Annotated in this window: 11 protein-coding genes and 1 tRNA gene; 11 read left to right on the top strand and 1 reads right to left on the bottom strand. The window is 69.2% G+C overall.

All coding sequences use genetic code 11. The features are described 5' to 3' along the window. The 11 genes from D7X96_RS37375 to D7X96_RS37425 all read left to right on the top strand — a co-directional run. A partial coding sequence (locus D7X96_RS37375; protein ID WP_121771875.1) for a porin occupies positions 1 to 1138 on the top strand: 1138 nt, incomplete at its 5' end. Positions 1139 to 1151: 13 nt separating this feature from the next. Further along, positions 1152 to 1976 carry a phosphate ABC transporter substrate-binding protein gene (locus D7X96_RS37380; protein ID WP_121771876.1) on the top strand — a complete coding sequence of 275 codons (825 nt, stop codon included), beginning with the start codon at positions 1152 to 1154 and terminating at the stop codon, positions 1974 to 1976. Between the two features lie 58 nt (positions 1977 to 2034). Continuing rightward, positions 2035 to 3030 (top strand): phosphate ABC transporter permease subunit PstC, encoded by a 996-nt coding sequence (gene pstC / locus D7X96_RS37385; protein ID WP_199747175.1) that lies wholly within the window; start codon positions 2035 to 2037, stop codon positions 3028 to 3030. Continuing rightward, positions 3027 to 3938, top strand: a complete 912-nt coding sequence (gene pstA / locus D7X96_RS37390; RefSeq protein ID WP_120552613.1) for a phosphate ABC transporter permease PstA — start codon at positions 3027 to 3029, stop codon at positions 3936 to 3938. The genes pstC and pstA overlap by 4 nt, the downstream gene beginning before the upstream one ends. A gap of 52 nt (positions 3939 to 3990) precedes the next feature. Then, positions 3991 to 4734: a phosphate ABC transporter ATP-binding protein PstB gene (gene pstB / locus D7X96_RS37395; protein WP_120552619.1), complete on the top strand. Its 744-nt coding sequence runs from the start codon at positions 3991 to 3993 to the stop codon at positions 4732 to 4734. 26 nt (positions 4735 to 4760) lie between these two features. Continuing rightward, positions 4761 to 5447 (top strand): phosphate signaling complex protein PhoU, encoded by a 687-nt coding sequence (phoU, locus tag D7X96_RS37400; protein ID WP_120552614.1) that lies wholly within the window; start codon positions 4761 to 4763, stop codon positions 5445 to 5447. Between the two features lie 64 nt (positions 5448 to 5511). After that, positions 5512 to 6234 carry a glycosyltransferase gene (locus D7X96_RS37405; RefSeq protein WP_279637424.1) on the top strand — a complete coding sequence of 241 codons (723 nt, stop codon included), beginning with the start codon at positions 5512 to 5514 and terminating at the stop codon, positions 6232 to 6234. 57 nt (positions 6235 to 6291) lie between these two features. Continuing rightward, on the top strand, positions 6292 to 7125 hold the full coding sequence (locus tag D7X96_RS37410) for a metallophosphoesterase family protein (RefSeq protein ID WP_255425039.1): 834 nt from the start codon (positions 6292 to 6294) through the stop codon (positions 7123 to 7125). Between the two features lie 95 nt (positions 7126 to 7220). Beyond that, positions 7221 to 7604 (top strand): response regulator, encoded by a 384-nt coding sequence (locus tag D7X96_RS37415; protein ID WP_233610107.1) that lies wholly within the window; start codon positions 7221 to 7223, stop codon positions 7602 to 7604. An 87-nt stretch (positions 7605 to 7691) separates the two neighbouring features. Beyond that, entirely contained in the window at positions 7692 to 8975 is a 1284-nt protein-coding gene (locus D7X96_RS37420; protein ID WP_121771878.1) for a hemolysin family protein, read from the top strand. A gap of 121 nt (positions 8976 to 9096) precedes the next feature. Then, complete coding sequence (locus tag D7X96_RS37425; RefSeq protein ID WP_121771877.1) at positions 9097 to 10194, top strand: glycosyltransferase family 4 protein; 1098 nt, start codon at positions 9097 to 9099, stop codon at positions 10192 to 10194. A gap of 106 nt (positions 10195 to 10300) precedes the next feature. On the opposite strand, the gene D7X96_RS37430 is transcribed toward D7X96_RS37425, so the two are convergent. Then, positions 10301 to 10374: transfer RNA gene (locus D7X96_RS37430), tRNA-Arg, on the bottom strand. Positions 10375 to 10596: the final 222 nt, after the last annotated feature.

Genomic DNA, 10596 nt, shown 5'->3' on the forward strand with positions numbered 1-10596 from the left:
GCCCCCGCCGGCCTCCGAGCCGCGCGCCAACGCCCCCACCGTCCCGGAGAGGTCGCCCTCCATCGACGAGCGGCTGACGGCGGACGAGCACCGCGTGGAGGCGCTGGAGGAGCAGAACACGGAGACGAAGAACGACCTGTCCGCGCTCAAGAAGCTGCGCTTCTCCGGCTACATCCAGGGCCGCTACCAGTACCAGCAGGACCTGGATGACAGCGGCGCGGGCGGCTACAGCCGCTTCGGCGTCCGCCGGGGCCGCTTGAAGGCCACGTACACCACGGACTGGTCGCAGTTCATGCTGCAGATCGACGCGGTGCCCGCGGGCGTCACGCTGCGCGACGCGGAGGCCACCCTCTTCGTCCCCGGCACGAAGCAGCAGCTGTCCGTCACGCTGGGCCAGATGAAGTGGCCCTTCGGCTACGAAGGCCCCCAGTCCTCCAGCGACCGCGAGTTCCCCGAGCGCAGCCGCGTGGTGCGCAACCTGCTGCCCAGCGAGCGCGACCGTGGCGCGAAGCTGAACGGCCGCTACAAGTTCCTGCGGCTCGCCGTGGGCATCTTCGACGGCAACGGCACCGACAGCGGCACCACCCAGGACAACGACAAGGAGAAGGACCTCATCGCCCACCTGGGCTTCGACCTGAAGTGGATCGCCGGTGGCATCTCCGGCTGGTACGGCCACGACCTGGGCCGGCTGCCCACGGACACCTTCCGCCACGCGTACGAGCGCACGCGCATTGGCGCGGACCTCCAGGCCTACTTCGACGTGCTGCCCCTGGGCGGCACCTCCATCAAGGGCGAGTTCATCGCGGGCCGCACCTACGGCGCCGCCAACAACGCCACGCACCTGGATGTGCCCGCGCACGGCTGGTACCTGCTGCTGGTCCAGAACATCGGCCTCAACGACGCGGTGGCCGTCCGCTACGACACCTTTGATCCGCGCAACGGCCAGACGGACGTTGCCGCCGGCGAGGTACCGGGCGCAGACAACGCGGTGGACACGGTGGGCTTCGTCGTCCAGCACCACTTCGGGGAGAACCTGAAGGTCTCCGCCACCTACGAAATCCCCATGACGCACGCCGTGGCCCAGGCATTGGACCCGCACGACAACCTGTTCACCCTGCAGATGCAGGCCCGTTTCTAGGAGGAGTCACCTCATGAAGAAGACCCTGCTTTCCAGCTTCGTCGCCTTCGGGCTCGCCGTCCTCCCGCTCACCGCCCAGGCGGGCACCGTGACGGTGAAGGGTTCGGACACCATGGTCATCCTCGCCCAGCGCTGGGCGGAGGCGTTCATGAAGAAGAACCCCGCCACGAAGATTCAGGTGACGGGCGGCGGCTCCGGCACGGGCCTGGCGGCGCTGCAGAACGGCACCACCGACATCGCCATGTCCAGCCGTGAGATCAAGGAGGCGGAGGAGGAGAAGCTCCGCGCCCGCTACAACACCCCGCCCACCGCGGTGTCCGTGGCCAGGGACGGCGTCACCTTCTACGTCAACGAGTCCAACAAGCTGGACGCGCTCACGGTGGAGCAGCTCAAGGACATCTACCTGGGCGACACCACGTCCTGGAAGGCCGTGGGCGGCGCGGAGGCCCCCATCGTCCTGTACTCGCGTGAGAACTCCTCCGGCACCTACGTGTTCGTGAAGGACCACGTGCTGGGCGGGGAAGACTTCGCCGCCGCCGCGCAGACGCTCCCGGGCACGGCCGCCGTCGTCAACGCGGTCTCCAAGGAGAAGAACGGCATTGGCTACGGCGGCGCCGCGTACGCCAAGGGCATCAAGGAGCTGAAGGTGAAGAAGGGCAACGAGGCCTTCGCGCCCTCGGCGGAGAACGTGAAGAGCGGCAAGTACCCGCTGTCGCGCGACCTGTTCTTCTACCTGCGCAACAAGCCCTCCGGTGAGGCCAAGGCGTTCATCGACTTCGCGCTGTCCCCCGAGGGCCAGGCCATCGTCACCCAGGTCGGATACTTCCCTGTGAAGTAGTGGGCGTCACACGATTGTCACCCGGCGCGAGGGTCCCATGTTGGATAGACAGGCCGTCATGCAGGAGCAGGACCTCGCGCCCCCGGTGGCGCTGCCCACGCTGTCGCCCGCGGCCCGGCGGCGCCAGCTGAAGGAGAAGGCCATCGCCGCGCTGATTACGGCGGTGGCCTTCACCGGCATCGCCGCGCTGGTGCTCATCCTCGTCTTCGTGGCGAAGGAGGCGCTGACACTGGTGACGGACGCGGCGGCGCGCGAGGAGGCCAGCTTCTCCAAGATGTTCCTTCCGCAGCTGGTGCGGAAGGGCAAGCCCCTGGCCTACGTGTGGCAGCCGGTGTCCGGCGTGCCCAAGGTCAGCATGATTCCGCTCTTCGTGGGCACGCTGAAGACGACGCTCGTGTCCATGGTGGTGGCCGTGCCCCTGGGCATCTTCGGCGCGCTGTTCGCCGCGGAGTTCGCCCCGCGCCGCCTGCGGGAGGTGCTCAAGCCCACCATCGAGCTGCTCGCCGGCATCCCTTCCGTGGTGCTGGGCTTCTTCGCGCTGATGGTGATGGCGACGTTCCTCCAGGAGACCTTCGGCTTCACCTCCCGGCTCAACGCCGTGGTGGCGGGCCTGGGCCTGGCGCTGGCCATCGTGCCGGTCATCTTCACGGTGACGGAGGACGCGCTCACCGCCGTGCCGCGCAGCTACCGCGAGGCGTCCCTGGCGCTGGGCGCCACGCCCTGGGAGACGGCGTGGAAGGTGGTGCTCCCGGCGGCGGCCCCCGGCATCCTCGCCGCGTGCGTGCTGGGCTTCGGGCGCGCCATCGGTGAGACGATGATCGTCCTCATGGCCTCCGGCAACGCGGCCATCGTGTCCTGGAACCTGGGAGACTCCGTCCGCTCGCTGTCCGCCACCATCGCCGCGGAGATGGGCGAGGTGGTGGTGGGCAGCCCCCACTACGCGCTGCTCTTCTTCATCGGCGTGGAGCTGTTCCTCTTCACCTTCGTGCTCAACCTGCTGGCGGGGGTGTGGACGAAGAAGGTCATCCAGCGGCTCAAGGGAGGTGCGGGGTGAAGCACACCACGCGCAAGGTCGTGGGCCTGTCGCTCGTGTCACTCACGGGGCTGGCCGCGTTCGTCATGGTGGCCATGCTGGCCCTCATCCTCCTGGACGTCGTCCGGGGCGGCTGGAGCCACCTGTCCTGGCAGTTCCTCTCCCAGGCGCCCACGGACGGCATGATGGGCGGCGGCATCTTCCCCGCCCTCTTCGGCACCGCGGCGCTCACCCTGCTCATGACCCTGGCGGTGATGCCGGTGGGCGTCCTCACAGCGGTCTACCTGCACGAGTACGCACCGCCCTCCAGCATCCTGGCCCGCGTGGTGCGCGTGGCGGTGGCGAACCTGGCGGGCGTGCCGTCCATCGTGTTCGGCCTCTTCGGCCTGGGCTTCTTCATCCTCTTCGTGGGCAAGGGTTTGGACCACGCGCTGGGCTATGAGGAGCTGCACTGGGCCCAGCCGGGCATCCTCTGGGCGTCCCTCACGCTGGCGGTGCTCACCCTGCCCGTGGTCATCGTGTCCACCGAGGAGGCCCTGCGCGCCGTGCCTCAGGAGCAGCGCACCGCGAGCCTCGCGCTGGGGGCCACCCAGTCGCAGACGCTGGCGCGGGTGGTGCTGCCGGGCGCGCTGCCGGGCATCCTCACGGGCGCGGTGCTGGCCATCTCCCGGGGCGCGGGCGAGGTGGCCCCCATCCTCTTCACCGGCGCGGCGTACTTCCTGCCGGACCTTCCCACGAGCCTGAACTCGCAGTTCATGCACCTGGGCTACCACACCTACGTGCTGGCCACGCAGTCGCCGGACGTGGAGGCCACCCGCCCGCTGCTCTACGCCACGGTGCTGGTGCTGCTGCTGCTCACCTTCGCCCTGAACCTGGTCGCGGTCCTCATCCGCACGCGCACGCGCCGCAAGGCCGCGGCCGGCCACTGACGTTCGCCCTCCTCCGCCCATGCCCCTCTCCTCCGCCACGCCTCGCAACAAGATGGAAGCCCGCGAGCTCACCCTGCGCTACGGCAGCAAGGTGGCCATCAAGCAGGTGAGCCTGGCCATCCCCGAGCACAAGGTGACGGCGCTCATCGGCCCGTCCGGCTGCGGCAAGTCCACCTTCCTGCGCTCGCTCAACCGGATGAACGACCTCATCCCCGGCGCGAGCCACGACGGGATGGTGTTCCTGGATGGCCGCAGCATCCACGACCGCGCCCTGGACGTGGTGGACCTGCGCCGGCGCGTGGGCATGGTGTTCCAGAAGTCCAACCCCTTCCCCAAGTCCATCTTCGAGAACGTCGCCTATGGCCTGCGCGTGGGCGGCCTCAAGGACAAGACGAAGCTGGCCGCGCGCGTGGAGAAGTCCCTGCGCGGCGCCGCGCTGTGGGACGAGGTGAAGGACCGGCTGGAGGAGAGCGCCCTGGGCCTGTCCGGCGGCCAGCAGCAGCGTCTGTGCATCGCGCGGGCGCTGGCGGTGGAGCCGGAGGTGCTGCTCATGGACGAGCCGGCTTCCGCGCTGGATCCCATCGCCACGGCGAAGATTGAAGAGCTCATCCACGAGCTCAAGGCCACGTACACCATCGCCATCGTGACCCACAACATGCAGCAGGCCGCGCGGGTGAGTGACCGGACGGCTTTCTTCTACATGGGCGAATTGGTGGAGTGCGGTGCCACGGAGCAGATCTTCACCAACCCCCACGAGAAGCGCACCGAGGACTACGTCACCGGGAAGTTCGGCTGAACACCCGCGCGACGGAACAGGACGACATGGCGGCCACGCACACCGACAAGGCATTCGAGCAGGACCTGCGCAACCTGCGCGAGAAGCTCCTGGCCATGGGGGCCAAGGTGGAGACCCTCATCGCCCAGAGCACCAAGGCCCTCACCGACCGCGACTCGTCGCTGGCGGAGCAGGTGGTGGGCGCGGACCGCGAGGTGAACCGGCTGGAGGTCGACATCGACGACCTGTGCCGCCGCATCCTCGCGCTGCGCCAGCCGGCCGCCTCGGATCTGCGCCTCATCACCACGGCGCTGAAGATCGTCACCGACCTGGAGCGCATCGGGGACCTGGCGGTGAACATCGCCGAGCGCGCCATGGACCTGAACCAGGTGCCGCCGCTGGCACCTTATTACGTTGATACGCCGAAGCTGGCGGAGCTGGCGCAGCAGCAGGTGAAGAAGGCGCTGGACGCGTTCGTGTCCGGGGACGCGGCCAAGGCGGAGGACGTCCTCAAGGGGGACGACCTGCTGGATGCCCTCTTCCTGAAGATCTTCAACGAGCTGCTGGCGTACATGATGGAGGACTCGCGCAACATCCGCCGGGCCACGGCGTTGATGTTCATCGCGAAGCACCTGGAGCGCATTGGCGACCACGCGCTCAACGTGGCGGAGATGGTCATCTACATGGTGCGCGGCAAGGACGTGCGCCACCCGCGCAGCCGCGACCTGGAGTAACGGCTTCACCGGCGTGTCACGGCGAGTTGGCCGTCCCGCCGCCCCGCCGCCCCGGTCCCGCCTTGTGAGGCTTCTAGGGTGGCGACATGCTCATCGCCTCCAGCCTCCTCCTGGCCGCGTCCGCAGTGGGCCTCCTGGCCCTCCTCCTCGGGACGGCTACCTGGAGGAGATCGTGGCGGCCTTCGAGGACCCCTCGGTGGGCTGCGTGACGCACCCGGTGGCGGGCCTTGGCGAGAAGACCTTCGGTTCGCTCCTGGACAACCTGCACCTGTCCTCCAGCGCGGCGGCGGGGATGATCGCGGCGAAGCACGTGGCGGACCGCGACATCGTGGTGGGCAAGTCCATGGCGCTGGGCGGCTTCTTCTCCGTGAAGGACGTGCTGGCGGAGGACTACGTCATTGGCCAGTGGGTGACGCGCAAGCTGGGCAAGCGCGTGGTGCTGGCGCACACCCCTGTCTTCAACGTGTCGTTGCGCAAGAGCGTGGACGCCTTCTTCCAGCGCTACCTGCGCTGGAGCGTCATTCACCGCACAGCGGTATCGCCCTCCACGTACGTGGCGCAGGCGCTCCTCAACCCGGTTCCACTCGCGGCGCTGGGCGCGCTGATCCACCCGTCCGCGCTCACCGGCCTGGCCGCGCTGGCGGTGGCGCTGGGCAAGGTCTGGGTGGACGTGGCGGTGTTCCGCGCGCTGCGGCCGCGGCCGGTGACGTGGCGCGCCGCGCCCGCGGTGCTGGTGAGTGGATCCCCAGCAACGGGGTGGGGTGAACGACGCTGGCCCAACTTTTGACGAACCTTCGTACAGCAACCCTCGCCGCTCGAAGAACCGATGCCTATCTCCTTCAGCATGCCCTCCCTGAAGCTGGCGCATCTTTCGGATCTTCACCTGGACATGAGCCGCGAGAGCGACGCGTCCGCGTCCTCATTGGTGAAGGCCCTGACGGCGCAGGAAGTGGATCACGTGGTGGTGACGGGTGACCTCACGCACCGCGGCGCCCACGCCGAGTTCCAGCGCTTCCGTGAACACTTCGCGCCCTGGCTGGAGACCGGCCGCCTCACCTTCATCCCCGGCAACCATGACCGGCCCGGCGAGGATGTCGGCAGCGGGTTCATGGAGGGACGCAAGGTCCACACGGTGGAGACGGCGGGACTCTTCCTGGTCTGCGTGGACTCCACCGGTGAGCACAACCGCAACTATTTCCACAGCCACGGCGAACTGACGGAAGGCGTCGTGGACGAAGTGGACCGCGCGCTGGAAGGCGCACCGAAGGAAGCGCTGGTCGCGGTGCTGCTGCACCACCACGTGATGCCGCTGCCCCTGGAGAGCTTCCCGGAGTGGATCGCCACGAAGTGCGGACTGCCCCACGCGTCGGAGCTGGCGTTGGGAAGCCGACTGCTGGAGCGCGTGGGTGGCCGGGCGGACCTGGTGCTGCACGGCCACCGGCACATCCCCAGCGAGGCGGACCTGGGCACCCCGGGTGAGCGCGCCCTGCGCGTCTACAACTCCGGAAGCAGCACGGACCTGGGGCGCTTCCGCGTCTTCAACCACATGGCTGGCCGGCTGGTGGGCGAGCCTGCGTGGTGCCAGGCCTCACAGGCAGTGAAACCCCGGACGGCGGTCCACAACGTCAGGCCCGCACTCCAGTATCTCGTGGGCCAGCTGGGCATGGCGCTGTTCTAGGGCCTGCACGCCCGCTTGCCGGACGTCGTCGCGACGCACAGATGTCGCGAATGCCGCCGGGTCCCCGGAAGGTTCTCCCCAGGTCAGGAGGATGCTTGGGGCGACTCGCGGTGGATGACGGAGCGCGGAAGGTCCTGGTCGTGGATGACGACGCGGACTGGCGGGAATTCCTCCGGGTGAGCCTGGAGGACCTCGGCTATGAAACCACCGAGGCGGCGGACGGCCAGGAGGCGCTCGACTCGCTCAAGCGGGGCGAGCGCTACAAGGTCATGCTGCTGGACCTGAACATGCCGGGGATGAGCGGCCTGGAGGTGGTGGAGAAGCTGCCGCGCACGGCCACCAACCCGCGCATCGTCTTCCTCACCTCGGCGGCGGCCCAGGACGTGGGCAGCGCGCTCATGTCGGGTCCCCACTACTACCTGCCCAAGGGAGCGAGCCGCGACCAATTGTCGCTCCTCCTGCAGTCGCTGGGGGTGTAGGACGGGGGGGGTCCCCCGCCGACCTTCGCGGTGGGGGTGGATCCAGCCAGGAGGTCCGCCATCGTCACGGAGCTCATCATCATCCTGTTGCTGGTGCTGGCCAATGGCGTCTTCGCGGGCGCCGAGCTGGGCCTGCTGTCCGTGCGCAAGACGCGGCTGAAGGAGCTGCTGGAACAGGGCAGCAAGTCCGCGAAGGCCGTGTCCGCGCTGCGGGATGATCCGGAGCGGCTGCTGGCCACGGTGCAGATCGGCATCACGGTGATTGGCTCCACGGCGGCGGCCTTCGGCGGCGCGAGCATCGCGCAGCGGCTGGCGGGGGTGCTCTCCGGCCTGGGCGTGCCGGAGGCCACGGCGAGCCAGGTGGCGTTCGCGCTGGTGGTCGCGCTGGTGTCGTACCTGTCGCTGGTGCTGGGGGAGCTGGTCCCCAAGTCCCTGGCGCTGCGCTACTCCGAACAGTACGCGCTGACCCTGGGCCGTCCGCTCAAGGCGCTGTCCTGGGTGATGCGGCCCCTGGTGTGGTTCCTCACCGCGAGCTCCAACGTGGTGCTGAAGCTCTTCGGGGACAAGACGAACTTCTCCGAGTCGCGCCTGTCTCCGGACGAGCTCCTGCAACTGGTGGAGGAGGCGTCGAAGCAGGGCACGTTGGATCCGCGCGCCGGGGAGATTGCCTCGCGGGCCTTCGAGCTGGGCGACTTGACGCTGGGCGAGGTGATGGTGACGCGCGAGCACATCGTCGCGCTGCGCCGGCACGCGAGCACCGACGAGATGCGTCAGGTGCTGCTGGAGCACGGGCACTCGCGGATGCCGGTGTACGAGGGCACGCTCGACAACGTCGTGGGCTACATCGTGGCCAAGGACCTGCTGGGCGTGGCCTGGGAGGGGCACCTCATCGTCCTGGAGGACGTGCTGCGCCCGCCGCTGTTCCTGGTGGAGTCCATGCGCGCCATCGCCGCGATGAAGGAGCTGCAGCGCCGGCGGATGCAGCTGGCCGTGGTGGTGGACGAGCACGGCGGCGTGGTGGGCCTGGTGACGGTGGAGGACCTGGTGGAGGAGCTGGTGGGGGACATCCTCAGCGAGTCCGAGACGCCCGAGGAACTGGTGCGCCGCGAGGGTCCCACCATCGCGGTGGTGCAGGGCGAGGCGAGCCTGCGTGAGGTGAACCGCGCGCTGGGGTTGGAGCTGGAGGAGAGCGAGGACTACTCCACCGTCGCGGGCCTGTGCATCGCGCTGGCCGGGGGCGCCATCCCGGAGAAGGGCGCGAGGGTGTCCCTGCCGGACGGCACGGTGCTGGAGGTGGTGGAGGCATCACCGCGCCGCGTGCGCGAGGTGCGCGTCCACCTGCCGCCGCCGCCCGCGCAGCCGGAGGCGTGACGCCGGTCCCACCCCTTCGTGCGAATCCGGACGCTGCCCCGGGGGGCCGTTGGTGATTCCGCAGCGGGCACCTATATGCCCGGAAGGGACGCACTGGCCCTGGGGAGGCACGCACAAGCGGATGCAGTCCTCGGCCCCACGCATCGCGTTCGCCATCGAGACGACGCTCGGCAACGCCGTGTTCCTGGACAACCTGAAGCGGGCGCTGGGGCGCCGCACCGACATCACGCCGGTGTGGCTGCCCATCGCCGAGCACGCGGATGACGTCTGGGAGCAGCTGCCGCTGGTGCGCTCGAAGCTGTCGGTGCGCGGGGGCTTGAGGGCGCGCAGCGCGCTGAACCAGGCCTTCGCCCTGGAGCCGGTGAGCGCCGCGGTGGTGCACACGCAGCGGCTGGCGCACCTGTCGCACGACTTCATGCGCCGGGTCCCGAGCGTCATCTCCACGGACGCGACGCCCAGCGGGCTGGAGGAATACCTGCGCTATTACGGCCTGCGCACGCAGCACGCGGGCTGGATGGGCCGGGCGAAGCACGCGCTGCACCGGCGCACGTACACGCTCGCGAAGGGGATGCTGTCCTTCTCACGCTTCACCAAGCGCTCCCTGGTGGAGGAGTACGGCGTGCCCGACACGCGCGTGCACGTCGTCTGGCCCAGCGTGGACACGACGCTGTGGCGGCCCGCGCCGGAGAAGAAGCCCCGGGACGGCGTGGTGCGGCTGCTCTTCGTGGGCAGCGACCTGGGGCGCAAGGGCGGCCAGCTGCTCATGCGCTGGGCGTGGGAGACGCGGCGGAGGAACTGGCGGCTGGACGTGGTGACGTCCACGCCCTTCGAGCCGCCGCCGGGTGTGCGCATCCACGTGGGCCTGCAACCCAACTCGCCGGAGCTGATTGGCCTGGCGCAGGCGGCGGACCTCTTCGTGCTGCCGACGCTGGCGGACATGTCGTCCTGGGCCATCGCGGAGGCGAAGGCCGCGGGTCTGGCGGTGGTGACCACGCCCGCGGGCGGCGTGGGCGAGCTGGTGCGCGACGGCGTGGACGGGCGCATCGTGCCAGCGGGTGACTACACGGCGCTGGCGCACACGCTGGACGCGCTGGTGCGGCGCCCGGAGACACTCGCGGCCATGGGGAGCGAGTCCCGACGCATGGCAGAGGAGCACCTGGACATGGACAGCACGTGCTCGCGGATGCTCGCGTTCATCCGCCAGGTGACGGGCGTCTGAGCGGTCCATGCGCACGCGTCATCCCGACCTCGGAGCTGGGAAGGCCCCAAAAGCAAAGGCCCGGAATCCCTGGGATTTCCCCAGTGATTCCGGGCCCTTACATCTGCGCGCGATGCAGGATTCGAACCTGCGGCCTTTGGCTCCGGAGGCCAACGCTCTATCCAGCTGAGCTAATCGCGCAGAACCGCTTTCCGGTGCCGGAGGAGTAACCGAAGTCCATAGACGACGCAAGCACGCAATCCTGACCTGCCGCCTCTGTGTGATGGACTAGACCTGGGGGCATGAACCGCGCTCCCCTGCTCTCCGCCTGCCTCCTCGCCGCCTGCATGGCTTGCACGGAGTCACCCCGGACGCCCGCGGCGTCCGGGGTGACTCCGTGCAAGCCATGCAGGCGGCGAGGAG

Source organism: Corallococcus interemptor (assembly GCF_003668875.1).
GTDB lineage: Bacteria > Myxococcota > Myxococcia > Myxococcales > Myxococcaceae > Corallococcus > Corallococcus interemptor.